This window comes from Streptomyces sp. NPDC033229 (assembly GCF_055576875.1).
The window spans coordinates 36,889-63,154 of record NZ_JBVIQR010000011.1 but is presented as its reverse complement, the minus strand read 5'-3'; the positions used below and the strand labels follow the sequence as shown (position 1 = coordinate 63,154).

The window sequence follows — 26,266 nt, the reverse complement described above, 5'->3', positions numbered from 1 at the left end:
ACCTACCCTGCCCGAAATAGCTTTGCCGCAAAGCTATCTACCTTTGTCGCAAAGGCATCGAGGGCGGAGTCATCGTGGACGGCACAGCACAATCCCCTCTCATGAGCCGGTGGTTAGGCCTCATCGCCGTATCTCTGGGGGTGGCCCTCATCGTCGTGGACCTCACCATCGTCAACGTGATCCTCGCCCCGATCATCGAGGACCTCTCGATCGGCGCGGTCGAGGCCCAGTGGATCCAGGAGTCCTACGCGATCGTCTTCGCCGCGCTGCTCCTGCTCACCGGACGCCTCTCCGACCTGCACGGCGCCCGCAGGATCTTCCTCATCGGCATCGGCGTGTTCGGCGCGACCAGTGTGGTGGCCGCCCTCGCGCCCAACGCCGGTCTGCTGATCCTGGCCCGGCTTCTGCAGGGCATCGGCGGCGCCATGATCCTGCCGACGTCACTGGCCCTGGTGAACGCGTCGTTCACCGGCAAGGCCCGAGGGCAGGCCTTCGCGGTCTGGGGGTCGACGATCGGCGCCGCGGCGGCCGTCGGCCCGCTGCTGGGCGGCCGGCTCGCGGACTTCTCCTGGCGCTGGGCCTTCGGCGTCAACATCCCGCTCGTGGCGCTGATCACCGCGGGCGTGCTGTTCCACCTGCCCGCCTCGCCCCGCACCCGGGGGCGTATCGACGGTCTCGGCGGCGCCCTGTCGACGATCGGGCTCGGCCTTCTCGCGTTCGCGCTGATCGAAGGGCGCACCTACGGCTGGCTGGCGACCACCGAGCCGCTGACCGTCGGCGGTCTGTCGTGGAGCGGCGGCCCCTCTCCCGTCCTCGTCGCCTTCCTCGTGTCGGCTCTGGTCCTGGGTGCCTTCTGGCGCCGGCAGACAGCGCTCGGCCGCAAGGGCGGTGAGCCCTTGATGGACGTCCGGCTGTTCTCGATCCCCTCATTCCGCAACGGCAACGTTGTGACGCTGATCATCGGCATCGGAGAGTTCGGCATCATCGCTGTACTGCCGCTGTGGTTGCAGTTCGCGCTGGACTACAGCGTGTTCCAGGCGGGGCTCGCGCTCGTCGCCCTCGCCGCGGGCAGTTTCTGCGCCAGCGGTGCGAGCTTCTCGGTGCCCGCTCCGCCCCTGGTCCACGTGCGGACCGGGCTGCTCCTGGAGGTCGCGGGCCTGGTGCTGCTGGGGCTGATCGCCGCCACCGACAGCGCCTGGTGGCTGATCGCGCTCGCGTTGTTCGTCTACGGCGCCGGCGTCGGGTTCGCCACCGCGCAGGTCACCAACGTCGTCCTCGCGGACGTACCCGCCCCGAGCGCCGGACAGGGATCGGGCGTACAGAGCACGGCCCGCGAACTGGGATCCGCGCTCGGCATCGCCGTACTCACCACCCTGTTCTTCAGCACGCTCGCCTCCGCCCTGCGCGACCGCCTCACCGGCACCGGTCTCCCGGGCCATGACGCCGAACGGCTCGCCGCGGTCGTGACGGAGAGCGCCGGATCGGTGATCCCCGCGCTCTCGGCCGATCCGGAGACCGCGACGGCCGCGGATGCCGCACGCCAGGCGATGACCGCCGGGCTGGCGGTCTCCGCCTACGTCTGCGCGGGTCTGCTGGCGCTGGCCCTCGTGGCCACCCTCTTCATCGCCCCGCGGAGCGCGACCACCGCCGCCGGTGAACGCGAGCCCTCACCTCGGGAACCGACGCCGCACGCGTGAAGCTCCGCTGTTGGCCCGATTAAGAAATCCTCGATGGACGGCACCCTTCCGGCCCGTCAGATTGGTACGCGTTCGTCGTCAGCTCTTTCACCTCGCCTGGAGCCACAGCCATGAAGGCACTTGTCAAGCAGTACGCCGAGCCCGGGCTGTGGCTGATGGACGTGCCGGAGCCGGAGGTGGGCCCGGGCGACGTGCTGATCAAGGTGCTCCGCACCGGCATCTGCGGCACGGACCTGCACATCCGGTCCTGGGACGGCTGGGCGCAGCAGGCCGTCGCCACACCGCTCGTGCTCGGTCACGAGTTCGTGGGGGAGGTCGCGGCCGTCGGCGCGGGCGCGGGGGACATCGCGGTCGGCGACCTGGTGAGCGGCGAGGGCCACCTGGTGTGCGGGAAATGCCGCAACTGTCTGGCGGGCCGTCGTCACCTGTGCCGCTCCACCGTCGGACTCGGCGTCGGCCGCAACGGCGCCTTCGCCGAGTACGTGGCCCTGCCCGCGTCCAATGTCTGGGTGCACCGCACCAAGGTGGACCTGGACGTGGCCGCGATCTTCGACCCGTTCGGCAACGCCGTGCACACCGCGCTCTCCTTCCCGCTCGTCGGCGAGGACGTACTGATCACCGGCGCGGGCCCGATCGGCATCATGGCCGCGGCCGTCGCCCGGCACGCCGGTGCGCGCAATGTCGTGATCACCGATGTCAGCGAGTCCCGCCTGGCCATCGCCCGCAAGGCCGGCGCGACCCTGGCGCTCAACGTCGCCGAGTCGGACATCGCCGACGCGCAGCGGCAGTTGGGCCTCAAGGAGGGCTTCGACATCGGCCTGGAGATGTCGGGCCGCCCCGAGGCCATGCGGGACATGGTCGCGAACATGACGCACGGCGGCCGGATCGCCATGCTCGGCCTGCCCGCCGAGGAGTTCGCGGTCGACTGGTCGAAGATCGTCACCTCGATGATCACCATCAAGGGCATCTACGGCCGTGAGATGTACGAGACGTGGTACGCGATGACTGTCCTGCTGGAGGGCGGGCTCGACCTCAGCCCCGTGATCACCGGCAAGTACGGCTACCAGGACTTCGACGAGGCCTTCGACGAGGCCGCCACCGCCCGCAGCGGCAAGATCATCCTGGACTGGACGATCTGAGCCACCGACGGGGCCCCGCCCCGCTCCGCCCTCCCGAACCGGGCCGTGCCCGGCCCGCAGAACCACCGCCAGGAGAATCCCCCGCATGTACGCATCCGTCCGCGACGACCTCCGCGCCACCCTCGACGAGATCCGCACCGCCGGTCTCTACAAGCCCGAGCGCGTCATCGGCACCCCGCAGAGCGCCTCCGTCGCCGTCGCGTCCGGCGACGTGCTCAACTTCTGCGCCAACAACTACCTCGGCCTCGCCGATCACCCCGACGTCGTCGCCGCCGCCAAGGACGCGCTCGACCGCTGGGGCTACGGCATGGCCTCCGTGCGCTTCATCTGCGGCACCCAGGAGATCCACAAGGAGCTGGAGCAGCGGCTCTCCGCCTTCCTGGGCCAGGAGGACACGATCCTCTACTCCTCCTGCTTCGACGCCAACGGCGGCGTCTTCGAGACCCTCCTCGGCCCCGAGGACGCGGTCATCTCCGACGCCCTCAACCACGCCTCGATCATCGACGGCATCCGCCTGTCCAAGGCCCGTCGGCACCGCTACGCCAACCGGGACCTCGCGGACCTGGAGCAGCAGCTCAAGGACACCCAGGACGCCCGCCGCCGGCTCATCGTCACCGACGGCGTCTTCTCGATGGACGGGTACATCGCCCCGCTCGCCGAGATCTGCGACCTGGCCGACCGCTACGACGCCATGGTCATGGTCGACGACTCGCACGCCGTCGGCTTCGTCGGCCCCGGCGGCCGCGGCACCCCCGAGCTGCACGGCGTCATGGACCGCGTCGACATCATCACCGGCACCCTCGGCAAGGCGCTCGGCGGCGCCTCCGGCGGCTACGTCTCGGCCCGGGCCGAGATCGTCGAGCTGCTGCGCCAGCGCTCGCGCCCGTACCTCTTCTCCAACTCCCTCGCCCCGGTGATCGCCGCCGCGTCGATCAAGGTCCTCGACCTGCTGGAGTCGGCCGGTGAGCTGCGCGAGCGCCTCAACGCCAACACCGAGCTCTTCCGTACGAAGATGACGGAGGCCGGATTCGAGATCCTGCCCGGCGACCACGCCATCGCCCCCGTGATGATCGGCGACGCGGCGGAGGCCGGCCGGATGGCCGAGCTGCTGCTCGAGCGCGGTGTGTACGTGATCGGCTTCTCCTACCCCGTCGTCCCCATGGGCGCCGCCCGGATCCGTGTCCAGCTCTCCGCCGCGCACTCCACCGCCGATGTGGAGCGGGCCGTGGCGGCGTTCATCGACGCCCGCGCGACAATGGCTGGGTGATCGACCCCCGAAGGCTGCGCATACTGCGAGCCGTGGCGGACCACCGGACGGTGACCGCCGCGGCCGCAGCGCTGTATCTGACCCCGTCCGCCGTCTCCCAGCAGCTCGCCGCACTGGAGCAGGAGACCGGCCACACCCTGCTGACCCGCAGCGGCAGGGGCGTACGGCTGACCGCGGCCGGTGACATCCTGCTCGCCCATGCCAACGCCGTACTCGTCCAGCTGGAGCGGGCCGAGGCCGAGCTCGCGGCGTACGCGGGCGGAACGGCCGGCGAGGTGCGGGTGGTCGCCTTCGCGACGGGCATCGCGGAGGTGCTGGCCCCGGCTATCGGCCGGCTCGCCGACCACCACCCCGACGTGCGGATACGGGTACGGGACGCCGAGGGCGAGGAGAGCCTGCGGCTGGTGCTCGACGGCGAAGCGGACGTCGTGCTGGCCGTCGAGTACCGGGGCTCGCCGGGCGAGGACGACCGGCGCCTGGCACGCGTACCGCTCTACGCGGAGCCGTTCGATGCCGTTCTGCACACCTCGCACCCCCTCGGGCAGGCCGCGCACGTCGCGCTCGCCGAGCTGGCGGACAGCGACTGGATCGGCCCCTACCCCGGCAACCCCTGCCACGACGTGATGCTGCTCGCCTGCGAGCTCGCGGGGTTCCAACCACGTCTCGTGCATTCCTCGGACGACTTCCGCGCCGTCGTGGCGCTGGCGGGAGCAGGTGCCGGGGTTGCGCTCGTACCACGCTCCGCGCTGCGCGGCATGGAGCTCAAGGACACGGTGGTACGCCCCGTGACGGGCCCGGCGGCGACCCGCCGGGTGTTCGCCGCCGTACGCCGGGGAGCCGAGCACCACCCGCTGATCAGGCCGGTTCTGGACGCGCTGGCCGCATCGGCGGCCGGGCTCTCCATCGACTGACGCCCCACGACGCGGGTGCGGGCTGCTGCTCCGGCCGGCGGTGGGTGAGCCGTGTCTCATCCAGGCGGTCTTGTCTATGCAACGAGTTGCATAGGAAGATCCGGGCTATGGCGCTCGAGCACGCGATCCTCGTCTCCCTGCTGGAGAAGCCGGGCTCCGGCTATGAGCTGGCCCGGCGCTTCGAGCGGTCCATCGGCTACTTCTGGACCGCCACCCACCAGCAGATCTACCGCGTCCTCAAGCGTATGGAGGGCGACGGCTGGATCGACGTCCGCGAGGTGCCGCAGCAGGGCCGGCCGGACAAGAAGGAGTACTCCGTCGCCGCCCTCGGCCGGACCGCCCTCTCCCAATGGCTTCACGAGCCGATCGAACCCGAGAGCGTCCGGCACGACCTCGCCGTGAAGATCCGCGGCGCGGCCTTCGACGACCCGGCCGCGCTGATCCTCGAGGTCGAGCGGCACCACCGGGAGCACGCCGACCGGCTCGCGCACTACCTCGCGGGGGAACTGCGCGACTTCACCGGGCCCGAGGCTCCCCGAACGCCCGACGCCGGGCAGGAGCTGCAGCACGCCGTGCTGCGCGGCGGCATCGCCTACGAGCGGATGATGCTCGCCTGGCTCGACGACGTACTCGCCACCCTCCACCGGCTCCGTCCCGAGCACTGAACCCTCTCCTACCCGCACTCGTCATCCGTCAACTGCCCAGCAGGAAAGGCGATCACCCATGGCTGACCCGCTTCTGTTCAACCCGCGCACCTACGACCCCGCGCACTTCGACCCCGAGACCCGCAGGCTGCTGCGCGCCACCGTGGACTGGTTCGAGGAGCGCGGCAAGCGCAAGCTGATCGAGGACTACCGCTCCCGTGCCTGGCTGGCGGACTTCCTCGCCTTCTCCGCCAAGGAGGGGCTGTTCGCGACCTTCCTCACCCCGGCCTCCGCCGCCGACGGGCAGCAGGACAAGCGCTGGGACACCGCCCGCATCGCCGCCCTCAACGAGATCTTCGGCTTCTACGGGCTCGACTACTGGTACGCCTGGCAGGTGACCATCCTGGGTCTCGGTCCGGTCTGGCAGAGCGACAACGCCGCCGCCCGCGCCCGCGCCGCCGAACTCCTCGCCCAGGGCGAGGTGTTCGCCTTCGGCCTGTCCGAGAAGTCCCACGGCGCGGACATCTACTCCACCGACATGCTCCTGGAGCCGGACGGCAACGGCGGCTTCCGGGCGAGCGGCTCCAAGTACTACATCGGCAACGGCAACGCCGCAGGCCTCGTCTCCGTCTTCGGCCGCCGCACCGACGTCGAGGGCCCCGACGGCTACGTCTTCTTCGCCGCCGACAGCCGCCACGAGGCGTACCACCTCGTGAAGAACGTCGTCGACTCCTCGAAGTACGTCAGCGAGTTCCGCCTCGAGAACTACCCGGTCGGCCCCGACGACGTGCTGCACACCGGCCGTGCCGCCTTCGACGCCGCCCTCAACACCGTCAACGTCGGCAAGTTCAACCTCTGCACCGCCTCGATCGGCATCTGCGAGCACGCGATGTACGAGGCCGTCACCCACGCGCACAACCGCATCCTCTACGGCCGCCCCGTCACCGCCTTCCCGCACGTGCGCCGCGAGCTGACGGACGCCTACGTCCGCCTCGTCGGAATGAAGCTGTTCAGCGACCGCGCCGTCGACTACTTCCGCTCGGCCGGCCCCGACGACCGCCGCTACCTGCTCTTCAACCCCATGACGAAGATGAAGGTGACCACGGAGGGCGAGAAGGTCATCGACCTGATGTGGGACGTCATCGCGGCCAAGGGCTTCGAGAAGGACACCTACTTCGCCCAGGCTGCCACCGAGATACGCGGGCTGCCCAAGCTGGAGGGCACGGTCCACGTCAACCTCGCGCTGATCCTCAAGTTCATGGGCAACCACCTGCTGAACCCGGCCGAGTACGCCCCGGTGCCGACCCGCCTGGACGCTGCCGACGACGACTTCCTCTTCCGGCAGGGACCGGCCCGTGGCCTGGGCGCCATCCGCTTCCACGACTGGCGCACCGCCTACGACGCGTACGCCGAGGTGCCCAACGTCGGCCGCTTCCGCGAGCAGGCGGACGCGCTGTGCGCGTTCGTCACCACCGCCGCGCCCGACGAGGAGCAGAGCCGCGACCTCGACCTCCTCCTCGCCGTCGGCCAGCTGTTCGCCCTGGTCGTCCACGGCCAGCTCATCCTGGAACAGGCGCGGCTGACCGGCCTTGAGGAGGACGTGCTCGACGAACTGTTCGCCGTCCTCGTCCGCGACTTCTCCTCGCACGCCGTCGAGCTGCACGGCAAGGACTCCGCCACCGAGGAACAGCAGCGCTGGGCCCTCGGCGCGGTCCGGCGCCCGATCGTCGACGACGCCCGCTCGGCACGCGTCTGGGAGCGCGTGGAGGCCCTGTCCGGCGCGTACGAGATGAAGCCGTAGCACCGCGGCGACCAGGCCGTCCGGCCTGGTCGAGCCGGTCGTCGTCGTGGACCGCGGGAAGCCGCACATCCCGCGGTCCACGAGGGACGCCACGCCGCATGGGGGCTCCCAGGGGGCGGAGCTCTCCGCGAGTCACCGCCCCTGAGGAGGGGACGCTGGTTGACCGACAGGCATGCCGCTCGACGACTACGGCGTGCTCTCGGCTCTGGACGCCGCGGCGCTCGGCCCCGTGGCCGCACTGGGGCCCGGATACCACGACCTCGCTCACGCACCGGGTCGGGCGCGCTCGACCACCTTCGGCACCCGTTCCTGGCGAGCCGCCCCGCCGGGGGAAGCGGCGCACTGGGTGGCGTCAGCGACGTGCTGCCCGCACGTGTGGGCAGCCGTTGAGGATCCTCGTCGATCCCCGAAGGTGTCATGGCGCCCACCATGGCACGAGCGTGATCGAACACCTAGCGGAGCGGTCGGAAGTAGTGGGTGAGCGCCCAGGCCGCGAGGCGTTGGCCGGTGGCGTTGCCGACGACGTCGGCGGTCCGGAAGTGGATGCCTCCCCAGACGCGGGCATTGATCACGTCGCGGTTGTACTGCTCCGCGTAGGTGTAGTGCCGGGTGGAGCCGGTGGCTTGTGACGTGAGGGAGAGGTCGACTCGGGAGGTGCCGAGGATCTCGGTCAGCGTGCGCATGAGGGCACCGGCTGTCGTCGCGTGTCCGCTCAGATATTCCGGATGCGCCGGTGTGGAGAGCAGGGGCTCCCACGCCGGATCGGCCACGGTCTTCGGGTTTCCGTCGGTGTCGGCCATACGGATGGCGGTGACGGGCCGCCACGACCGATAGTGGAGCTTGGAGTCCCAGGCCGTGATGACCGCATCAGCTGTGGTGGTGTTCGTGGCGGCGAGCAGCCGCGCCGTCGCGGCGATGCCGAAGCGGTGCCGCGCCGCGTAGTCGCACAACGACTTCTGCGTGTTCAGGGCGCCGGAGAAGAACAGGGCGGTATCCGTCTGCTTCCGGCTTCGCTTCGTCCCGCTCTTCGCCCCGAACGCCTTCACCTCACTGACGTCCTTGGCGTAGCGGGCGGAGGTGAGCCTCGGCGGCCCGCCGGGGCGGAACTGGCCCGGAGACGTGAGCAGCATCGGTCGCAGCTTGCCCATCCAAGCGCTGTTGAAGGGGGCGTGGCCGGTCGGGGTCGGTCGCCACACCCCGGGGGCGGGGCGGGCGGCGAAGACGACGCGCGCGGAGCGGCCGTCGCCCTTCCGGGTCGTGATGATGTGGTCGGCGGCGCGTTTCCCGAACGCCACTCCCTGATCCTTGGCCCGCCCGTCGGGGATCTTGGCGAGCGAGGCGGAGTAGGCGGCCTGCAGGCGGGATTTGGAGGCCGGGAAGTACGTCAGAAGCACGCGGTGAGCGGCAGCCGCCGCGGCAGCGGCGGGAGAGGCGGAGCGGGGGCCGCGCGCCTTCCACTTGTAGGGAGCGTATCGGCCCTGAATGCCGACCACGGCGTTGTACACGGCGGTGGAAACGAAGGAATGCCAGATCGCCGGCTCGGGGATGGGGCGCCCGGCATCGATCTGGATCGTGGCGGACGCGGTGGCGGCCCAATCGCAGACCACGCTCGGGTCCGTGGCGGAAGGGACGCTTCTGCCCTCAGCGGGTGCGGGGCCGGGGCCGACGGCAAGTGCGAACCCAGCCAGACCTGTGACGACGATCCTCGCGGCTGCACGGGGCGAAGAGAACAACGTCGGACCGTTGTGGTGCATGGCACGCTCCCTCGTATACCGGCATGACACGCATGGCCGAGTCCCGGCGGACCCTTCCAGGGACTGAGCCGGAACGGGGCTCGGTCGGGGGGAGCATGCCCCGACCACGGACCTCGACGGATCAGGTTCATCGGATTTCGCCCGAATGGGGCCTCATGTGTGACGTCGGCCGACGTGGCCGCCCGCAAAACGCTTGGCGGGATCGGCCGGATAATCGCTCGGCAGCAGGATCCGGATGCGGTGCGCCCCGGCGGCCTGGAGCGTGTTAACGGCCGAGCCGCGCTGTTGCCGTCGCGCGCAAGGGCCCCGACCGGCCGCCACATCGCATCTGTGCCCTTGTCCGTCGGAGTTTGCGCGCACGACGTGTTTGCGTACACGACGCGAGGGCAGCCGGAGGGTGTCAGCAACGCGAGCGACGAGAAGGGAGTGATCGTCATGAGCGCCGGCGAGAAGGCCAAGACCAAGGGCGAGCAGGTCAAGGGCACGGTCAAGAAGGAAGCAGGCCGTGCGGTCGGCAATGAGAGCAAGGCCGCCGAAGGCCAGGCCGAGAAGTCCAAGGGCGACCTGCGCGGAGCCAAGGAAAAGGCCAAGGATGCCTTCAAGGACTGAGGCATCGCACCCCGTAGGGGCGCCGGAGGGGCCCAGCCGTCGCGGCTGGGCCCCTCCGCATGCGACAGCGGGCCGGCCTCTCCCTTGACGCCGTCAGGCGGTGGCGTCCGGCTGCTCCGGTGTGGTGCCGGCCGGTGAGGGGGCGATGAGGTCGAAGCAGGCGTCCACCGAGGCCGCGGTGGTGATCGCCTGGTCCACGCCGGTCAGAGCGAGTACGTGCTGTACGTGACCACCGATCGCCGCCAGGGCGATCCCGCCGCCGGCTGCCCGGGCGCGCTGCTGCGCGCCGAGGAGGGCGTTCATCCCGCGCGAATCGCAGAACGCGAGATGTGAGCAGTCCAGAACGACCCAACAGTGCCCGCTCTCCAGCACCTCGGTCATGGCCGCGGCCAATACCGCCTCACTGTCCAGGTCGAGCTCACCCGTCAGCCGGAGCACAGCCTGTCCCCCCTGCTCCCGGCTCGCGGGGAGAACCACCAGCCTGGTGTTCACCGCTCCTGCCTCCTCGTCCGACGCGGGTCGCGGCGCATGACGAAGTATCCCCGCGACCCACTAAAAACTACCTCATCGAAGGTAGGTATATTACGGGTCCGGGGTTAATTTTCTGACCGCTCGCAGGGGCGCCCGATGGATTCGCGCCGCGTGCGCCGGTGCGTTTTCGGTCGCCGACCGAGGCGCGAAGCCTGTGCCGAGCTCACCTACGTGCGCTGCGGCGAGGCTTCGCGGCTCGACCGGCGACCGAAAACGCATCGTGCTGCGGCTGCGGAGCGTGAGGCCACCGAAGGCTGCGCGTCAGCGCTCTCCGGTCGGCAGACAGTGGTCCTTCACCAATAGTGCCGCCGCCCGCCGACGGCATGTCCGACCGCGCCGAGGATCCACAGGATTGCCCCGATGACGAGCAGAACAATCCCGATGGTCCACAGGATGGAAATGCCGGTCAGGAAGCCGATGATGAGCAGGATGACTCCGAGGACGATCACGGTGTCCTCCGATCTCGCGAGTCGAGTGCAGGCTCAGTTCCACTATGTGCCGTGTCGGGCTCCATCGCAACGGATACTTTCGGATGAGCCTGCTCAGATGAGCATCGAGGTGATCGGAGGCTTCCGGTAGCACGGAGCGGAGGGGCGCGGGGTGCGGCGGCGACCCGCCGAGGGGAGAAGCGGTCGCCGCCCCGTCGGCTCGATCACCACCGCCTCGGCGGGCTCACTTCGGGTCAGGCATGATCCAGAGCTTGTTGCCGAACTTCCCTTGCGTCTCGTCGTTGTTGAGCTTCTCGAAGTCGGTGAGCTTCTGCTTGGCGAACTTCTCCAAGCCCGCGTTGTCGGAGTACTCCGCCTTGGGTGTTCCCTTGAGCTTGGCGGTGATCGCGTTGACGGCCTTGGCGTGGGCCGCAGGGTCCTTGCACATCTTCCGCCGGGTGACGGGATTGAACTCGCGCGTGCCGTAGAGGCTCTGCCGCACCTCGCCGGAGATGGTCTTGGTCTTGTCCTTGAGCGTGTAGGGAGCGCGGTCTTCGATCGCCGAGTACTTCTCGTACCACGTCTTGGTGCGGTCCTTGGGACTGCAGACGAAGTTGAAGATGGCTACAGCGCGGTCCGCGTAGGAGTCGTCGTACACCGATGCGGGCGCCTCGGCCGCCCTGCGATCGGCCGGGGCGGCCACGGCAGTGGTGGGCGTTCCGGTGATGGCCAGGCACGTCAGCGCGGTAGCGGTCACTCCCGTGCGGAGACCCGAGGCGACGAGCCGCGATGGGCTTCGGAGAAGGGATTCCATGAGGTGAATATCCTTGTCTCGACGAGAATCTCATGTGATGAGCGGGGTCGGGCGGCGGTGAGGCGCACGGACGGCCCCGACATGGCGGTACGACCCGAACGACCTTATGCAGCCGCCGCGGTTCCGGAGCGCTGCGGCACGGGCAAGGTCACCCATGCAGCGGGTCAGCTGCCGGTGGCTGCCACATCGAGGGAATCGATCTTCTCGCCGACCTGATATATCCGGTGGCGGTCCGAGCCGCCCGGCGACGAGGATCCCCGCATGCGTAACTTCCTGGAAACCGACCGGCTCGTCCTCCGTGCGTTCACCGAGACCGACACCGACCGCCTGCTCGCGCTGGATGGTGACCCCGACGTGATGCGCTTCATCAACGGCGGTCGGCCGACGAGCCGCGAGGCGATCGAGGCCCACACCCTGCCGAGACTCCTCCACGCATACCCCTGCCTCGGCGGCCGAGGCTACTGGGCTGCCGAGGAGAAGGGCGCCGGGACCTTCCTGGGCTGGTTCGAATTCCGGCCGCTGTCCGAGCGCGACCCGGCCGTGGTCGAACTCGGCTACCGGCTGAACAAAGCCGCGTGGGGCCGCGGCTATGCCACGGAAGGATCGCGGGCCCTGATCCACAAGGGCTTCACGGACCTCGGAGTGGAGCGGGTGACCGCCAACACCATGGCAGTCAACACACGGTCCCGGCATGTGATGGAGAAGGCGGGCCTGTCTTTCGTCCGGAGCTTCACCGGTGACTGGCCGGAGGTGATCGCGGGCTCCGAGCACGGCGAAGTCGAGTACGAACTCACCCGGCCCGACTGGCAGAGGGGCCGGCAGGAGCCGGCCGTTCAGTAGTCCGCCGACGGTCATGTCATCGCACGCCGCGTCGCCCACCCGTGGGTGTCCGGCTGCCCAAGGGTCCGGGGGCCGCCCCTGCTTCGCGTGGGCCCGCTGCCCGCCAAGGCTGAACGGGGCCGGGGCGTCCGATGCGCCTGGCAGGTGTGCAAGGAATGCTCTTCCTCCCCGCCGATGACCGGCCCCTGTTCGCCACCGCGTTGTGCAAGTGATCGCCGATACCCGCCACCGCTCCTGGCCTCGGCGGGTGGTGCCTGCTACTGCTTCCCGGCCGCCTCCTCGTACGGGAACCGGGCGAGCGGGGTCTCACCCCGGAAGAACGTCTTGGCGCGGATCATCGCCCGCTCGTCGTCCCGCACCTGACCGGGCCGGGAGCCGTTGCCGAACAGCAACCCTCCGAATCGCATCCGCATGTATGCCGCCGTGTGATGAAGGGTGGTCACCAGCCCGTCGGCGACGCGCTCGTCGTCGTCCGCCATGACCGTCACCCCCCAGAGGGTCCGGCCCGCCATCCGCTCCTTGAAGTCCGAGCCGGGTGCCGACAGCCAGCCCGACCAGTAGTCGAGGTAGCGCTTGGTGTGTGCGGAAAGGGTGTACCAGTACAGGGGCGAGGCGATGACGATGTCGGTGGCTTCCAGGGTGGCCTGCCGCAGTATCTCCTCGTTCTCGTCGGCCGGCCAGGCGCCGGTGTCGTGCCGCCCGTCCTGGAAGTCGGGCAACGGCAGGCGTGCCAGGTCCACCCAACGTTGTGGGTTGCCGGCGGGCAACTGTTCGGCGGCGGCCCGTGCCAGGACCTCGGTGTTGCCGTCGGGGCGGGAGCTGCCGAGGACGAAGAGGAACGAGCGGTCCGTGCCAGGTGATGTATCGGTGTTCATGTCTGCTCCGGTCGTGGACCCCGGGCCGGACGTCGAAAGGGCGTGTCGACGGCTGCTGTCCCGGGGGGAGTTGAGTTCCTGATCTCCAACTCCGACACCTGTGGGAGATATTCCGGCGGGTGACATCTCCTCGCCCCAGAACGAAGCTGAGCGCGATCGCGGGCGCGGCGGTTTGCCGGATGACCTGGGCGCAGTGAGCTGCCCGTCGTACGGGCCCGGCGAACGGCATGCGGCCGGGGACGGCGAGCGCGACGAGGCAGGTTTCCGGTTGCGCACTACCCCATCGTGTGCACGGCACGTGGCGCCCGGGGCCACGAATGGCTGAACGCTCGGCCGCCGGGCATGCGGGGTGCCCGGGCGTGCCGAAGACTGATCGAGCCGGGAACCGACCAGGGAACGGCCGGCATCGTGGCTCGCGAGGATTCAGACAGGGAGTGATCGAGTTGGCCCCACCGCATGAATCGGGTTGCGCGATGATGAAGCGCATCGCGAAGGACCTCGAGAAGGAAATCGACCGTACCCGTCAACGAATCAACGAGCTCGAAGACAAAATCGCTGCCCTCGAGGCGCAGGCGGATCCGGACCAGCAGGAGATCCAGGCTCTCAAAAAGATCGTGGAACAGCTCCAGAAGAAGCTGGAGGACGACCAGAGCTCCCTGTCGACGCTCCAGGACGTCATCACCGAGAACTGCTAGCCGGCCGCCTCTGTGGAGCGCTGCCCGCCGGGTGGGGGGCATGACAAGATCGCATGCGGTTCGGCATGATTGATCAGTTGCCCTGCCCTGTCCCCACCCGTTCCGGAGGAACGCCACAGTCCTCGAGCTCGCCCCGGCCTGCCTGGCGGCGCCGGGTGCGGGCCGTATGGAGCAACGCGCCACCCCGGCCATGGGCGACCCGCCCATGGGGTGCCCCGTGCAGGGTCGGAGCCATGACAGGATGTCCTTATGTCTACCAACGTTTTCTTCGACATCACCATTGACGGCGACGCCGCCGGGCGGATCGTCTTCAAGCTGTACGACGACGTCGTTCCCAAGACGGCGCAGAACTTCCGCGAGCTCGCCACCGGCCAGCACGGCTTCGGCTACGAGGGCTCGGGCTTCCACCGTGTCATCCCGGACTTCATGCTCCAGGGCGGTGACTTCACCCGCGGCGACGGCACCGGCGGCAAGAGCATCTACGGCGAGAAGTTCGCCGACGAGAACTTCAAGCTCAAGCACGACAAGCCGTTCCTGCTCTCCATGGCGAACGCCGGCAGGAACACCAACGGCTCCCAGTTCTTCATCACCACGGTGGTGACGTCGTGGCTGGACGGCAAGCACGTGGTGTTCGGCGAGGTCGTCGAGGGCCAGGAGCTGGTGACGAAGATCGAGTCCCTGGGCAGCCAGTCCGGCACCCCCCGGGCCAAGGTCGTCATCTCCGCGTCGGGCGTCGTGGGCGAGTAACACCACCTCGTCAGAGGATTCGGGGGCCGCGGGCCGGAGGTGACTCCGGTCCGCGGCCCCTGGGCTTGCGCCCTGGGGCCCGTAGCCGAGGAAGCCGCCGCCGCGTCACGCCGCGGGGTAGAGCGTGCGGACTCCGTCGATGTCGTCCTGGGAAAGAGTCCGGTGGACTCCGGCGTAGGTGGGTGCCATGACCGCCGTGGCCATCTGGGAATGGTCCAGTCCCAGAAGGTGCCCGATCTCGTGCAGTGCGACCGTCTCCGTGTCAAAGGTCATACCGCCGCCCGTCATGCTCCACTTCTCGGCGTCGTCGAAGTGCAGAGCTCCGGCATGGGTCCCACCGCAGGGAGGGGGGAAGAACGCGTGGGCGAGCGTATTGCCGACGCCGTCGAAGCCGGACCCGTCGCCATGTGATCCAGTGGCCCATCCGACCGCGAAGTCCGCGTCGGGAGAGGCCGTCGCCTCGAAGCCCATGTCGAACAGCGCACGGGCCCAGGTCTCGAAGGCATTCCCGATCGAGCCCCGCTCGTCTTCCGCGGTGATGTCCGGTGTGTCGTTGAAGAACCGGTACGTCAGGTTCTGTTGCTCGTACTTGCAGCCTCTCAGTACGAATTCGGCACTGTCGCCGTCCAGCACCCGTTCGACGCTCCGAGTGTCGGATACTCCGCAGCGGGGCTTTTCCATCACCTCTATGGTTGCCCGGTCAACCTCACCGGTCTCCTCGAGTCCGAAGAAGCGCTGGAACGTGGCCAGCGCGTCGCCCGTCGCGTCGTCGAGCCGGCCCCGCGCCCCGCTGTCGCGCAGGTAGCCGTAACGTGACAGATAGTCCTGGACCTTGACGAGCTCGGAGTCCTCCGCGCCTCTGGTGGCGTGCTCGAGCCCGATCGTGAACCGTTGCTCAGCCATCTCGTCTCCCGGCTTTCGGCCCTGCTCCTGATACCCCCTGACCCCCTCCGTGTGCCCGGGCCTACTTCCATCGTGGACATTGCTCGGTGACTCCGCACTTCGGTGCGCCGAGACCTCGTGCCGCCCTGACGACGCCCGCGACGCCACCAGGTGGCGTCATGGCCGAGCGGCGGCAGCGCGTCCCTTCTGTGGCTCGACCGGTCGGTCGGCACCTGCGCCCTTCGCCCACAGCGAGCGCACATGCCCCAGGTGCCGGGCCATGCACTTCTCGGACCCCTTGGCGTCGCCGGCCAGCATCAGGTCGAGGAGTTCCAGGTGCTCCTCGGCCGAGTGGATCAGCTCGCCGCGCTCGTCCAAGCCGGTCAGCCCGTACAGACGCGAGCGCTTGCGCAGGTCGCTGACGGTTTCCACGAGACGTTCGTTGCCGGAGAGGGCCAACAGGGACAGGTGGAACCGACGGTCGGCTTCCAGGTAGCCGATGAGGTCGTGGTCGCGCGCGGCGCGCACGATCTCCTCGGCGACCGGGCGGAGGGCCTCCAGATCCTCGCGGGACGCGGTGCGGGTGATCCGGCCCGTCATCGGCACCTCGATCAGCGTGCGGATCTCGGTGTACTGGTCGAGGTCGCGCTCGTTGACCTCGGTCACCCGGAAGCCCTTGTTGCGGACCGGCTCGACCAGGCCTTCACGGGCCAGGTCGAGCATGGCCTCGCGTACGGGCGTCGCGGAGATGCCGAAGTCCTCCGCGAGGCCGGGCGCCGAATAGACCTGGCCGGGGCGGAGTTCACCGGAGATCAAGGCGGCCCTCAGGGCGTGGGCGACCTGGTCGCGCAGCCGCTCCGTGGCGGTGATGAGGTTGCGCTGCTTGAGGTGCCCCATGGTGTCCCTTTCGTGCCCCGATGGACTGGACCACCAGCGTACAATGTCACATTACGATTGAGGTGCCAGGGTAAAAGTCCGGCTCGACGTGTAGAACTCCATTGCCGCGTGGCCCTGTTCGCGCGGGCCATGGCTTGACGTCTTGGCCCCGCCGAAGGGCAGGTGGAAGTCGACGCCGGTGGACGGGGCGTTGACGCGGACCATGCCCGTGTCGAGCCGGTCGAGACCGTGCAGAGCCGTGCCGAGGTCGGCGGTATGGACGGAGGTGACCAGGCCGTACGGGACGGAGTTGCTGATCCGTACGGCGTCCGCCAGGCCGTCCGCCGGCAGCAGGGCCGCGATCGGGCCGAAGACCTCCTCGCCGAGCAGCCGGTGGCCCTGCGGCACCTTCTCGACCAGCGTCGGGGCGGCGTACCAGCCGTGCCTGTCGGGGGTGGCGCCGGCGGCGAGGACGGCGACGTCGCCGTGCACCGCACCGACCCGGTCGCGCGCCCACGCGGAGATGAGCGGCCCGCACACCGTGGCCGGATCGGCCGGGTCGCCGACGGGGAGCGCGCGCACCGCCTCGGCCAGGGCCTCGCGCAGGGGCTCCAGGGCCGCGCCGACGGCGATCACCCGGCTGGTGGCGGTGCACTTCTGCCCCGCGTATCCGGCGATGGCCGCGGCGATGTGGGCGGCGGCCCGTTCGATATCGGCGTCGGGCAGCACGATCGCGGCGTTGAGCCCGCCCATCTCGGCCTGGACCGGGACGCCCCGGGCGGTGGCCGCCCGGACGACCTCCCTGCCGACGGCCGTCGATCCGGTGAAGGAGACGACGTCGGCGGCGGAGAGCAGGGCGCCGCCCTCGGTCGGCCCGCCGGCCACGACGGTGAGCACACCGCTCGGCAAGGCCCGTTGGGCGATCTCGGCGAGGCGCCGGGCACAGGCCGTGGCCTCGGGAGCGGGCTTGAGGACGACCGTGTTGCCGGCCGCCAGGGCGGGCGCGGCCTTCCAGCTCGGAATGGCGAAGGGGAAGTTCCAGGGGGTGATCAGGCCCGCGACGCCGTGCGGTCGGCGGCGGGTCAGCAGGAGCCCGGGGCCGGCGGCCGTCTCGTGGACGGCGCCGGTCGGCTCGTAGGGCGCCTGGGCGTAGTACCGCCAGATCGCGGCGGTGCGGGCCACCTCGGCCCGTGCCTCGGCGATCGGCTTGCCCACCTCCCGCACGGCGAGCGCGGCCAGCTCCTCGGCGGCTGCCTCGACCGCACCGGCGATCGCCGAGAGGGCGCTGGAGCGTGCGGCGGCGCCGCCGTGCAGCCAGCCGGGCTGGGCGGCGCGCGCCCGGCCCGCGGCCTCGGTGACGGCGGCGGCGCCGGGCGCGGTGAACTCGATGACGACGTCGGAGGGGTCGGCCGGGTTGCGGGACACGAAGGGGGTGGTGGTCATAGGAGGAAGCCTCCGGGGAAGGGGTCGTCCGGGTCGAGGAAGTACTGGGCGGTGCCGGTGATCCAGGCGCGGCCGGTGATGGTCGGTACCACCGCGGGCACCCCGCCGACCTCCGTCTCCGCCACCAGGCGGCCGGTGAACTCCGTACCGATGAAGGACTCGTTGACGAAGTCACGGTCGAGCGGGAGAGCGCCGCGGGCGTGCAGCTGGGCCATCCGGGCGGACGTTCCGGTGCCGCAGGGGGAGCGGTCGAACCAGCCCGGGTGAATGGCCATGGCGTGCCGCGAGCGGTGGGCGTCCGAACCGGGCGCGGCGAGGTAGACGTGCTTGAGGCCGTTGATCTCGGGGCGCTCGGGGTGGACGGGCCGGTCCGAGGAGGCGTTGACGGCGTCCATGACGGCGAGTCCGGCGGCGAGGAGGTCGTCCTTGCGGTCCCGGTCGAAGGGCAGCCCCAGCGCTTCGAGCTCGACGAAGGCGTAGAAGTTGCCCCCGAAGGCGAGGTCGTACGTCACCGTCCCGTACCCGGGTACGGTCACCTTCCGGTCGAGACCGACGCAGAAGGCGGGCACGTTGGTGAGCGTGGCGGACTTCGCCGCGCCGTCCTCGACCCGCACCTCGACCGTGATCAGCCCGGCCGGCGCGTCCAGCCGCACGGTGGTGACGGGCTCGGTGACCGGCACCATCCCGGTCTCGACGAGCACGGTGGCGACCCCGAGGGTGCCGTGTCCGCACATCGGCAGCAGCCCCGACACCTCGATGAACAGCACCCCGTAGTCGGCATCGGGCCGCGTGGCCGGCTGGAGGATCGCGCCGCTCATCGCGGCGTGACCGCGGGGTTCGTACATCAGGAGGGTACGGAGGTGGTCCAGGTGCTCGATGAAGTGGGTCCGGCGCTCGGCCATGGTGGTGCCGGGTATCACCCCGACGCCGCCGGTGATGACGCGGGTGGGCATGCCCTCGGTGTGCGAGTCGACGGCATGGAAGACATGACGGGTACGCACGAGCGTCCTTTCGGCAGGGGACTTTCGGCGGTCGGCGGCGGTCGGCGGCGGTCGGTCGTCAGCGATGGCCGTCGGCGACGGCCTTCTCGGTGGCGGCGCGGACCTGGGCCTCGATCTCCCCGGCGAGCGGGAAGCGCGGTGGCCGGGTGGGGCCGCCGTGGCGGCCGACGATGTCCATCGAGAGCTTGATGGACTGCACGAACTCGGTCTTGGAGTCCCAGCGCAGGAGCGGGTGCAGCGACCTGTAGAGCGGCAGTGCCGTCTCCAGGTCTCCGGCGACGGCGGCGTGGTAGAGCTCGGCGCAGGTGGTGGGGAAGGCGTTGGGGTAGCCGGCGATCCAGCCGACGGCTCCGGCGGTGGCGAGCTCGTGCAGAACGTCGTCCGCGCCGATGAGCAGGTCGAGTTCCGGGGCGAGCTCGGCTATCTCGTAGGCACGCCGCACGTCGCCGCTGAACTCCTTGACCGCCACGATGCTGCCTTCCCGGTGCAGCCGGGCCAGGAGGGCGGGGGTCAAGTCGGTCTTGGTGTCGATGGGGTTGTTGTACGCCACGACCGGTACCCCTGCCGCCGCGACCTCGGCGTAGTGCGCGCGTACGGCGTGCTCGTCGGCGCGGTAGGCGTTCGGCGGCAGCAGCAGGACGGATCCGCAGCCCGCCTCGGCGGCCTGGTCGGCCCAGCGGCGCGCCTCGGCGCTGCCGTAGGCGGCCACACCGGGCATCACCCGCGCGCCGTCGCCCGCCGCCTCGACCGCGGTGCGGACCACACGGGCCCGCTCCTCGTCGGTGAGGGTCTGGTACTCCCCGAGGGAACCGTTGGGGACGACGCCGTCGCAGCCGTTGTCCAGGAGCCACCGGACGTGCGCGGCGTAGGCGTCGTAATCGACGGAGAGATCCTCGCGCAGCGGGAGCGCGGTGGCGACCATGATGCCCCGCCAGGGGCGGTCGGTGTTCCAGGAGGTGGCGGTCATGCCGGTAACCCTTCCGATGGGTGACATTTCATTGACGCGGAGGCAGTCGAAAACGGTGGGGCCGGTGGTCAGCCGGCGCTCTCTTCGGTGGACGGCGGGGCTTCGAGCGCGCCCAGCACCCCGAGGGGGACGGGTACGGCGAGCGGCCTGCGCTCGGCCGACGGCGGTACGGTCCCCTGCGCTGTACCGCCGTCGGCGAGGCAGGCCACGGCCGTCGCGCACATCCGCCCCTGGCACCAGCCCATGCCCGCACGGGTGAGGAGCTTGACGGTGCGCGCGTCATGGGCGCCGAAGCAGGTGACCGCTTCGTGGATCCGGCCCGCGGTCACCTCTTCGCAGCGGCAGACGTCCGTGTCGTCGGTGAGCCAGTCGCTCCAGTCGGCCCCGGGGGAGTGGGCGGCGGCCATGGCGTCGGCGAAGGCACGCAGACGGCCGCGGCGGCGGCGCAGCTTCCGCACGCGGCCGGTGCCGGTGAGCGTCGGCTCGTCGCGCAGCCGGGCGGCCACGGCGACGCCCGCCAGCTCGCCTTCGGTGCGGGCCAGCTGCCAGCCGCCGGTCCCACCGGTCTCCCCGGCGGCCCACAGGCCCGCGACCGAGGTCTCCTGGAGGTCGTCCAGGGTGAGGGCGTACGTTCCGTCCGGTGTGCGGTGGGTCGCGCAGCCGAGCCCGGTGACGAGCTCGGTCTGCGGTATCAGTCCGTGCCCCACGGCCAGCGCGTCGCAGGCGATCCGGCGGCCCGTGCCCGGCACCGGCCGCCAGTGACGGTCGACGCGGCAGACCGTGACGGCCTCCACCCGGTCGGTGCCGTGCACCTCGGTGACCGCGCTGCGGGTCCGCAGCGCGACCCGGTGGCGCAGCAGCGCCGAGCCGTGCACGGCGGCTTCGAGGAGCTTGTGCGGGTTGGTGGCCAGCGCCCGCGGATGCCGGGCGTAGCCGAGGTAGCCGGAGGCCTCGACGACGACGGGGACGTCCGCGCCCGCCCCCGCGAGCGAGGAGGCGACGGCGAGCAGCAGCGGTCCGCTGCCCGCGACGACGATCCGTTTGCCCGGCAGGACGAGCCCCGACTTGAGCATCGCCTGCGCGCCTCCGGCGCCCACGACGCCGGGCAGTGTCCAGCCGGGGAAGGGCAGTTGCCGCTCAAAGGCGCCGGTCGCGAGCAGGATCGCGCGGGCCCGCACGCGGACCGGGCGGTCGCCGTCGCCGTCGGCTCCGGTGAGGGCGTGCGCGTTCCACAGGGCGTCGCTCTCCCGGGTCACGCTCCAGACGTGGTGGAACGTGAGGTGGTCGATGCCGTCGGCCTCCACGTCCCGACGCAGTCGGGTGAAGGCGGACCAGTCGTGGTGCAGGGCCTGTGGCCGCCGGGCGCGCGCGGCCGGGGCGGGGTGGCGGAAGTACTGGCCGCCGGGTTGCCCGGAGGCGTCCAGGAGCGCGACGGACAGGCCGAGGCGGGCAGCGGCCCCGGCGCCCGCGAGACCGGCCGCCCCCGCACCGATCACCGCGAGGTCGTACGGCTCAGACGCTGAGCTCGGCATGGCCGTGTCCTTCCTGGGTGGTGATCGCGTCGCCGGGCCGGGCGGGCACCAGGCAGGCCCTTCGGTTGGGCTCCCCGTTGACGGTGGCGAGGCAGTCGTAGCACTGCCCGATGCCACAGAACGCCCCACGCGGGCGGCCGCCTTCGCGCGTGGTGCGCCAGGCGAGGATGCCTGCCCCCCACAGGGCGGCGGCGATGGACTGGCCGGGCAGGGCGGCGACCGTACGGCCGTCGAAGGTGATCTCGAACGGCGGACCGGGCTCCGCCCCGACCAGGCCGACGGGGGTACGGGCCACTGCGGGCCTCCTCTCGGGACGAGACGGGAACGGGAACAGACGCAATGAGGTCAGTCGGCGGACGCGAACCGGCCGGGAAGGAACGGTCCTACGTCCATCGGCGGATCGTCACCCGTCATCAGCCGGGCGACGATCAGACCGGTGGCGGGGGCGAGGCCGATCCCCGCGCCTTCGTGGCCGCAGGCGTGCAGCAGCCCGGACACGCGGGGGTCGCTTCCGATCGCGGGCAGATGGTCGGGCAGGTACGGGCGGAACCCCGTGTAGGTCCGTATCGCCCGCGCCTTGGCCAGCACCGGGAACAGGGTGGTGGCCCCTTCGGCGAGGCGTCGGAGGACTTCCGTCGACAGGGTGCGGTCGAAGCCGACCCGTTCACGGCTGGCGCCGATCAGGACCGGGCCCGCCGGGGTGCCCTCGACCACGGCCGAGGTCTGCAGGGCCGCCGAGCCGCTCGCCACATCGGCGACGTAGTCCGCCGCGTACACCTTGTGCCGCACGACGCGCGGCAGCGGTTCGGTGACGAGCACGAAGCCCCGGCGCGGCAGGACGGGCAGGAACGAGTCGGCGAGCCGGGCCAGTTCGCCGCCCCAGGTGCCGGCCGCGTTCACCACGTACGGCGCGTGCACGTCACCGGCCGGTGTCCGTACGCCCCTCACCTCACCGCCCGGCCCGGTGAGGATCGCGGTGACCTCCTCGCCGGTGCGGACGCGGGCGCCCGAGGCACGCAGCAGGTGGGCGGCGGCGAGGGCGGGTTGGACCTGGGCGTCCTGGGGGTAGTGGAAGCCGCCGGCGAGGGCGGGGGAGAGGTGCGGTTCCAGCTCGCGCAGCACGGGAGCGGGGACCTCGTCGGCCTGGACGCCCGCCTTGGCCTGCGCCGCGGCGAAGTCCCGCAGCGCGGCCGTCCCCGCGTCGTCGGAGGCGACGACCAGGCCGCCCTTCGCCTCGAACTCGATGCGCGCCGGTAGCTGTTCGGACAGCTCCCGCCACAAGCGCGTGGAGAGCAGGGCCAGATCGAGCTCGGGGCCGGGCGCCTTGTCGGAGACCAGCAGGTTGCCCTCGCCGGCCCCCGTGGTCCCGCCCGCGACGGAACCACGGTCGATCACGGTGACGGAGAGGCCGGAGCGGGCGGCGTAGTAGGCGCAGGCGGCGCCGACCACGCCCGCTCCGACGACGATGACGTCCGAGGAGTTTCTGGTGGGCACGGCAGTAATATTTCACATTGCACTACCGCTGCCAAGGGTCGTCCTCGGATAACTCTTCTCACCCTTCCATCAGTTCGCCCATCCACGACTCGATCGCGTCCGGGGTCCGGGGCAGTGCTCCGGACATCAGCCGCGCCCCGTCGGCGGTGATCACCAGATCGTCCTCGACGCGCACCCCGATGCCGCGCAGTGCGGCCGGCAGCGTCTCGTCGTCGCTCTGGAGGTAGAGCCCGGGTTCGACGGTGAGCACCTGCCCCTCCTCCAGGACGCCGTCGAGGTAGGCGTCCGCCCGTGCGCGGGCGCAGTCGTGGACGTCGAGACCGAGCATGTGCCCGCTGCTGCACAGGGTGTAGCGGCGGTGGAGCTCGCCTTCGGCGCTCTGCAGGACGCCCCACTCGGCGAGCCCCTCCGCGATCACCCGCATGCCGGCCCGGTGGAAGTCGCGGAAGCTCGCACCCGGCTTGAGCGCGGCGATGCCCGCCTCCTGGGCGGCGAGGACGAGTTCGTAGACCTGGCGCTGGACGGGCGAGAAGCGCCCGGACAGCGGCAGAGTGCGGGTGATGTCGGCGGTGTAGAGGGTGTCGGTCTCCACGCCGGCGTCCAGGAGCAGCAGTTCGCCGGCGTCCAGCCGTCCGTCGTTGCGTATCCAGTGCAGTACGCACGCGTGTGCGCCCGAGGCGGCGATGGTCTCGTAGCCGGTGCCGTTGCCCTCCGCGCGGGCGCGCAGGGCGAAGACGCCCTCGATCCACCGTTCGCCGCGCGGGTGTGCCAGCGCGTGGGGCAGCGCCCGCACGACGTCCGTGAAGCCGGCGGTGGTGTGATCCACGGCCAGTTGCAGTTGTTCGACCTCCCAAGCGTCCTTGACCAGCCGCAGCTCGCTCAGGGCGGTGGCGAGCTCGGGATCGTGGGACGCGTCGCGCCCGGGCGGGAGTTGACCGTAGGCGTCCCTGTGAGCGCAGCGGATGCCGGTCATGCGCTCCGCCTCGCCGAGGTCGGGGCGCGGGCCGACCCAGAACTCGCCGTAGCGCCGGTCGCGGTAGAACTCCGCGCCGTCACGCGGGGAGCGCGGGCGCACGTAGAGCACCGCCTCGTGCCGGTGCGGGCCGTCCGGTTCCAGGACGAGCACATGACCGGCCTGCTCCTCGCCGGTCAGACCGGTCAGCCACGCGTAGGCGCTGTGCGGACGGAAGCGGTGGTCGCAGTCGTTGGAGCGGACCTTCAGTTCCCCGGCGGGCACGATCAGCCGCTCGCCCGGGAAGAGCGCGGAAAGCCTCTTCCGGCGTGTGGCGGTGAGGTCCGCCACGGGCAGCCGGATCTCACCGGGCAGCGGGGTGGCCGCCCAGCCGCCGGCCATGAAGGCCGCCAACTCCGGTGAAACGGGCAGGTCGTGACTGACCGTGCGGAGCGCGGCGACCGCTGGTTCGTTCATGGGGACTCCTCCTCGGACACAGGTGGATAACGGAGAGGCTGACACCTTGTCAGTGCAATTTCACATTACTATGTTACGGGTCACATTTCAGTCTGCGTCCGACTGTTCGACTGTTCACGGAGTGACCACTGATGAACAAGCGCACCCGTACCGTCCTCGCCGCCGTACTGGCGGCCCCCCTCGCACTCACAGCGGCCGGGTGTTCCGGCGGGAAGCAGGCGGGAGATGACGGCAGGAACGCCGGCAAGAATCCCGCCGCCGCGGGCGAGGGCTCCGTGATCGGCGGCGCCCCGCAGAAGGGCGGCACGCTCACCGTGCTGTCCAACCAGGACTTCACCCACCTCGACCCGGCCCGCAACTGGGTCATGAACGACATGGACTTCGGGACCCGGCTGCTCTACCGGACCCTGGTGACGTACAAGGCGGCCCCTGGGACTCAGGGCAATCAACTGGTCCCCGACCTGGCCACCGACCTGGGCACCCCCTCCAACGGAGCCAGGACCTGGACGTTCCACCTCAAGCGGGGGGTGACATACGAGGACGGCTCACCCGTCACCGCGCGGGACGTCAAATACAACGTGGAACGGTCCTTCTCCCCTGATCTCCCCGGCGGCGCCGACTACGCGGCCCGCTACCTCGCCGGCGCCGGGGGCTACCAGGGCCCCACCCAGGGCAAACACCTGGACTCCATCAAGACCCCCGACGACCACACCATCGTCTTCGAACTGAACAAGCCCTTCGCCGAGTTCCCCAACGCCACGGTGATGCCGACCTTCGCCCCCGTACCGCAAGGCCAGGACAAGGGCCCGCGCTATGACAACCGGCCCTTCTCCTCGGGGCCCTACAAGATCGAGTCCTACGACCGGGGCAAGAAGCTCGTCCTCGTACGCAACGACAAGTGGGACCCGAAGACCGACGAGGTGCGCAAGGCGTACCCGGACAAGCTGGTCGTCGTCATGGGACTCAAGGCCAACCAGATCGACGACCGGCTCATAGCGAGCCAGGGCGCCGATGCCTCCGCCGTCTCCTGGGGCGCCCTGCGGCCGGAGAGTGCCGCCAAGGTGCTGCCCAAGGCCGAGGTGAGAAAGCGGCTCCTGGCCGAATCCACCAACTGCACGGACATGGTCCAGATGCACACCGGCCGCGCCCCCTTCAACGACGTGAAGGTACGTCAGGCGGTGCAGTACGCACTCGACCGGGACGCCGTCCTGACCTCCTCCGGCGGCCCCGCCTTCAACGACCTGTCGACCGCGTACATGCCGGCCGCGCTGTTCGGCGGCAAGCAGCCCGACACCCTGAAGATCCCCGCCACGGGCGACACGGCGAAGGCGAAACAACTGCTGAAGGAAGCCGGAAAGCCGGCCGGCCTGTCCACCAAGATCACGGTCTCGTCGGGGGACAAGGGCCGGGCCGAGGCGATCCAGCAGTCCCTGGGCCGGGCCGGCATCAAGGTCACCATCGAGACCGTCGACCCGTCCGCGTTCTACGCCACCATCGGCGACACCAAGAACCGCACCGACATGGTCTACACCGGCTGGTGCCCCGACTACCCCTCCGGCTCCACCTTCCTGCCCTTCGTCTTCGACGCCCGCTTCATCAAGGAGAAGGGCAACTCCGGCAACCACTCGCTCTTCCGCGACGACGCGACCATGAAGCGGATGGACGAGATCGCGGCCATGACGGACGCCAAGGAGGCCGGCCGGGCCTGGCAGCGGCTGGACGGCGAGATCCTCGCCAAGGCCCCGACCGTGCCGGTGCTGATCCGGCGGTGGCCGCTGGTCCTCGGCACCAACATCGCCGGCGCCTACGGGCACACGTCCTTCGGCGGCCAGATCGACTACGCCACGGTCGGCCTCAAGGACCCCGCCAAGAGCCAGGGCTGAGGGCCGG

25 protein-coding genes are annotated in these 26,266 nt (G+C 70.5%); 11 read left to right on the top strand and 14 right to left on the bottom strand.

Annotated features, from left to right (window positions below; translation table 11 throughout):
• Positions 1-101: 101 nt before the first annotated feature.
• From ACZ53N_RS12650 to ACZ53N_RS12625, 6 genes are all read left to right on the top strand, one after another.
• On the top strand, positions 102-1,697 hold the full coding sequence (locus ACZ53N_RS12650; RefSeq protein WP_469140863.1) for an MFS transporter: 1,596 nt from the start codon (positions 102-104) through the stop codon (positions 1,695-1,697).
• Positions 1,698-1,807: 110 nt separating this feature from the next.
• A complete protein-coding gene (gene tdh, locus ACZ53N_RS12645; RefSeq protein WP_469140862.1) occupies positions 1,808-2,836 on the top strand; it encodes an L-threonine 3-dehydrogenase in 1,029 nt (342 codons plus the stop codon).
• 85 nt (positions 2,837-2,921) lie between these two features.
• Positions 2,922-4,103, top strand: coding sequence for a glycine C-acetyltransferase (locus tag ACZ53N_RS12640; RefSeq protein WP_469140861.1), 1,182 nt, complete (start codon positions 2,922-2,924; stop codon positions 4,101-4,103).
• Complete coding sequence (locus ACZ53N_RS12635) at positions 4,100-5,014, top strand: LysR family transcriptional regulator (RefSeq protein WP_469140860.1); 915 nt, start codon at positions 4,100-4,102, stop codon at positions 5,012-5,014. The genes ACZ53N_RS12640 and ACZ53N_RS12635 overlap by 4 nt, the downstream gene beginning before the upstream one ends.
• 107 nt (positions 5,015-5,121) lie before the next feature.
• The gene (locus tag ACZ53N_RS12630; protein WP_469140859.1) at positions 5,122-5,679 is read left to right on the top strand and encodes a PadR family transcriptional regulator; all 558 of its coding nucleotides are present in this window, start codon (positions 5,122-5,124) and stop codon (positions 5,677-5,679) included.
• A gap of 58 nt (positions 5,680-5,737) precedes the next feature.
• Positions 5,738-7,459, top strand: coding sequence for an acyl-CoA dehydrogenase family protein (locus ACZ53N_RS12625; RefSeq protein ID WP_469140858.1), 1,722 nt, complete (start codon positions 5,738-5,740; stop codon positions 7,457-7,459).
• 452 nt (positions 7,460-7,911) lie between these two features.
• On the opposite strand, the gene ACZ53N_RS12620 is transcribed toward ACZ53N_RS12625, so the two are convergent.
• The gene (locus tag ACZ53N_RS12620; protein ID WP_469140857.1) at positions 7,912-9,066 is read right to left on the bottom strand and encodes a vanadium-dependent haloperoxidase; all 1,155 of its coding nucleotides are present in this window, start codon (positions 9,064-9,066) and stop codon (positions 7,912-7,914) included.
• A gap of 582 nt (positions 9,067-9,648) precedes the next feature.
• Here ACZ53N_RS12620 and ACZ53N_RS12615 point away from each other — a divergent pair.
• On the top strand, positions 9,649-9,822 hold the full coding sequence (locus ACZ53N_RS12615) for a CsbD family protein (protein WP_469140963.1): 174 nt from the start codon (positions 9,649-9,651) through the stop codon (positions 9,820-9,822).
• Between the two features lie 93 nt (positions 9,823-9,915).
• Here the strand turns inward: ACZ53N_RS12615 and ACZ53N_RS12610 are convergent, their stop codons facing one another.
• From ACZ53N_RS12610 to ACZ53N_RS12600, 3 genes are all read right to left on the bottom strand, one after another.
• Positions 9,916-10,314: an STAS domain-containing protein gene (locus ACZ53N_RS12610; protein WP_469140856.1), complete on the bottom strand. Its 399-nt coding sequence runs from the start codon at positions 10,312-10,314 to the stop codon at positions 9,916-9,918.
• A 332-nt stretch (positions 10,315-10,646) separates the two neighbouring features.
• A complete protein-coding gene (locus ACZ53N_RS12605; protein WP_469140855.1) occupies positions 10,647-10,802 on the bottom strand; it encodes a DUF6131 family protein in 156 nt (51 codons plus the stop codon).
• A 223-nt stretch (positions 10,803-11,025) separates the two neighbouring features.
• On the bottom strand, positions 11,026-11,595 hold the full coding sequence (locus ACZ53N_RS12600) for a hypothetical protein (RefSeq protein ID WP_469140854.1): 570 nt from the start codon (positions 11,593-11,595) through the stop codon (positions 11,026-11,028).
• 261 nt (positions 11,596-11,856) lie between these two features.
• On the opposite strand from ACZ53N_RS12600, the gene ACZ53N_RS12595 reads away from it, so the two are divergent.
• On the top strand, positions 11,857-12,435 hold the full coding sequence (locus ACZ53N_RS12595) for a GNAT family N-acetyltransferase (protein ID WP_469140853.1): 579 nt from the start codon (positions 11,857-11,859) through the stop codon (positions 12,433-12,435).
• Between the two features lie 257 nt (positions 12,436-12,692).
• Here ACZ53N_RS12595 and ACZ53N_RS12590 read toward each other — a convergent pair whose 3' ends face one another.
• The gene (locus tag ACZ53N_RS12590) at positions 12,693-13,310 is read right to left on the bottom strand and encodes a flavodoxin family protein (protein WP_469140852.1); all 618 of its coding nucleotides are present in this window, start codon (positions 13,308-13,310) and stop codon (positions 12,693-12,695) included.
• Positions 13,311-13,783: 473 nt separating this feature from the next.
• Here ACZ53N_RS12590 and ACZ53N_RS12585 point away from each other — a divergent pair, with 473 nt between their 5' ends.
• Positions 13,784-14,005, top strand: coding sequence for a hypothetical protein (locus tag ACZ53N_RS12585; protein ID WP_469140851.1), 222 nt, complete (start codon positions 13,784-13,786; stop codon positions 14,003-14,005).
• A 249-nt stretch (positions 14,006-14,254) separates the two neighbouring features.
• Positions 14,255-14,752, top strand: coding sequence for a peptidylprolyl isomerase (locus ACZ53N_RS12580; RefSeq protein WP_469140850.1), 498 nt, complete (start codon positions 14,255-14,257; stop codon positions 14,750-14,752).
• A gap of 105 nt (positions 14,753-14,857) precedes the next feature.
• Here ACZ53N_RS12580 and ACZ53N_RS12575 read toward each other — a convergent pair whose 3' ends face one another.
• From ACZ53N_RS12575 to ACZ53N_RS12535, 9 genes are all read right to left on the bottom strand, one after another.
• On the bottom strand, positions 14,858-15,655 hold the full coding sequence (locus tag ACZ53N_RS12575) for a matrixin family metalloprotease (RefSeq protein ID WP_469140849.1): 798 nt from the start codon (positions 15,653-15,655) through the stop codon (positions 14,858-14,860).
• A 156-nt stretch (positions 15,656-15,811) separates the two neighbouring features.
• Entirely contained in the window at positions 15,812-16,531 is a 720-nt protein-coding gene (locus ACZ53N_RS12570) for a GntR family transcriptional regulator (RefSeq protein ID WP_469140848.1), read from the bottom strand.
• 51 nt (positions 16,532-16,582) lie between these two features.
• Positions 16,583-17,953 (bottom strand): aldehyde dehydrogenase family protein, encoded by a 1,371-nt coding sequence (locus ACZ53N_RS12565; protein WP_469140847.1) that lies wholly within the window; start codon positions 17,951-17,953, stop codon positions 16,583-16,585.
• Positions 17,950-18,954, bottom strand: a complete 1,005-nt coding sequence (locus ACZ53N_RS12560) for a proline racemase family protein (protein ID WP_469140846.1) — start codon at positions 18,952-18,954, stop codon at positions 17,950-17,952. Before ACZ53N_RS12560 ends, ACZ53N_RS12565 begins: the two co-directional genes overlap by 4 nt.
• 58 nt (positions 18,955-19,012) lie before the next feature.
• A complete protein-coding gene (locus ACZ53N_RS12555; protein ID WP_469140845.1) occupies positions 19,013-19,921 on the bottom strand; it encodes a dihydrodipicolinate synthase family protein in 909 nt (302 codons plus the stop codon).
• A 68-nt stretch (positions 19,922-19,989) separates the two neighbouring features.
• The gene (locus ACZ53N_RS12550) at positions 19,990-21,453 is read right to left on the bottom strand and encodes an FAD/NAD(P)-dependent oxidoreductase (protein WP_469140844.1); all 1,464 of its coding nucleotides are present in this window, start codon (positions 21,451-21,453) and stop codon (positions 19,990-19,992) included.
• Positions 21,434-21,748 (bottom strand): (2Fe-2S)-binding protein, encoded by a 315-nt coding sequence (locus tag ACZ53N_RS12545; protein ID WP_469140843.1) that lies wholly within the window; start codon positions 21,746-21,748, stop codon positions 21,434-21,436. The genes ACZ53N_RS12550 and ACZ53N_RS12545 overlap by 20 nt, the downstream gene beginning before the upstream one ends.
• 50 nt (positions 21,749-21,798) lie before the next feature.
• The gene (locus tag ACZ53N_RS12540) at positions 21,799-22,947 is read right to left on the bottom strand and encodes an NAD(P)/FAD-dependent oxidoreductase (RefSeq protein ID WP_469140842.1); all 1,149 of its coding nucleotides are present in this window, start codon (positions 22,945-22,947) and stop codon (positions 21,799-21,801) included.
• A gap of 58 nt (positions 22,948-23,005) precedes the next feature.
• Positions 23,006-24,376, bottom strand: a complete 1,371-nt coding sequence (locus tag ACZ53N_RS12535; RefSeq protein WP_469140841.1) for an aminopeptidase P family protein — start codon at positions 24,374-24,376, stop codon at positions 23,006-23,008.
• A 131-nt stretch (positions 24,377-24,507) separates the two neighbouring features.
• Between ACZ53N_RS12535 and ACZ53N_RS12530 the strand changes: the two genes are divergently transcribed.
• On the top strand, positions 24,508-26,259 hold the full coding sequence (locus tag ACZ53N_RS12530) for an ABC transporter substrate-binding protein (protein WP_469140840.1): 1,752 nt from the start codon (positions 24,508-24,510) through the stop codon (positions 26,257-26,259).
• Positions 26,260-26,266 lie beyond the last annotated feature (7 nt).

What these genes read in the sequence shown, in the direction of transcription:
- ACZ53N_RS12650 (WP_469140863.1), top strand. Translation starts at nt 102, where the DNA reads ATGAGCCGGTGGTTAGGCCTCATCGCCGTATCTCTGGGGGTGGCCCTC.
- ACZ53N_RS12630 (WP_469140859.1), top strand. Translation starts at nt 5,122, where the DNA reads ATGGCGCTCGAGCACGCGATCCTCGTCTCCCTGCTGGAGAAGCCGGGC.
- ACZ53N_RS12575 (WP_469140849.1), bottom strand. Translation starts at nt 15,655, where the DNA reads ATGGCTGAGCAACGGTTCACGATCGGGCTCGAGCACGCCACCAGAGGC.
- ACZ53N_RS12535 (WP_469140841.1), bottom strand. Translation starts at nt 24,376, where the DNA reads ATGAACGAACCAGCGGTCGCCGCGCTCCGCACGGTCAGTCACGACCTG.
- tdh (WP_469140862.1), top strand. Translation starts at nt 1,808, where the DNA reads ATGAAGGCACTTGTCAAGCAGTACGCCGAGCCCGGGCTGTGGCTGATG.
- ACZ53N_RS12600 (WP_469140854.1), bottom strand. Translation starts at nt 11,595, where the DNA reads ATGGAATCCCTTCTCCGAAGCCCATCGCGGCTCGTCGCCTCGGGTCTC.
- ACZ53N_RS12580 (WP_469140850.1), top strand. Translation starts at nt 14,255, where the DNA reads ATGTCTACCAACGTTTTCTTCGACATCACCATTGACGGCGACGCCGCC.
- ACZ53N_RS12570 (WP_469140848.1), bottom strand. Translation starts at nt 16,531, where the DNA reads ATGGGGCACCTCAAGCAGCGCAACCTCATCACCGCCACGGAGCGGCTG.
- ACZ53N_RS12555 (WP_469140845.1), bottom strand. Translation starts at nt 19,921, where the DNA reads ATGACCGCCACCTCCTGGAACACCGACCGCCCCTGGCGGGGCATCATG.
- ACZ53N_RS12595 (WP_469140853.1), top strand. Translation starts at nt 11,857, where the DNA reads ATGCGTAACTTCCTGGAAACCGACCGGCTCGTCCTCCGTGCGTTCACC.
- ACZ53N_RS12585 (WP_469140851.1), top strand. Translation starts at nt 13,784, where the DNA reads ATGATGAAGCGCATCGCGAAGGACCTCGAGAAGGAAATCGACCGTACC.
- ACZ53N_RS12640 (WP_469140861.1), top strand. Translation starts at nt 2,922, where the DNA reads ATGTACGCATCCGTCCGCGACGACCTCCGCGCCACCCTCGACGAGATC.
- ACZ53N_RS12625 (WP_469140858.1), top strand. Translation starts at nt 5,738, where the DNA reads ATGGCTGACCCGCTTCTGTTCAACCCGCGCACCTACGACCCCGCGCAC.
- ACZ53N_RS12530 (WP_469140840.1), top strand. Translation starts at nt 24,508, where the DNA reads ATGAACAAGCGCACCCGTACCGTCCTCGCCGCCGTACTGGCGGCCCCC.
- ACZ53N_RS12615 (WP_469140963.1), top strand. Translation starts at nt 9,649, where the DNA reads ATGAGCGCCGGCGAGAAGGCCAAGACCAAGGGCGAGCAGGTCAAGGGC.
- ACZ53N_RS12590 (WP_469140852.1), bottom strand. Translation starts at nt 13,310, where the DNA reads ATGAACACCGATACATCACCTGGCACGGACCGCTCGTTCCTCTTCGTC.
- ACZ53N_RS12565 (WP_469140847.1), bottom strand. Translation starts at nt 17,953, where the DNA reads ATGACCACCACCCCCTTCGTGTCCCGCAACCCGGCCGACCCCTCCGAC.
- ACZ53N_RS12550 (WP_469140844.1), bottom strand. Translation starts at nt 21,453, where the DNA reads ATGCCGAGCTCAGCGTCTGAGCCGTACGACCTCGCGGTGATCGGTGCG.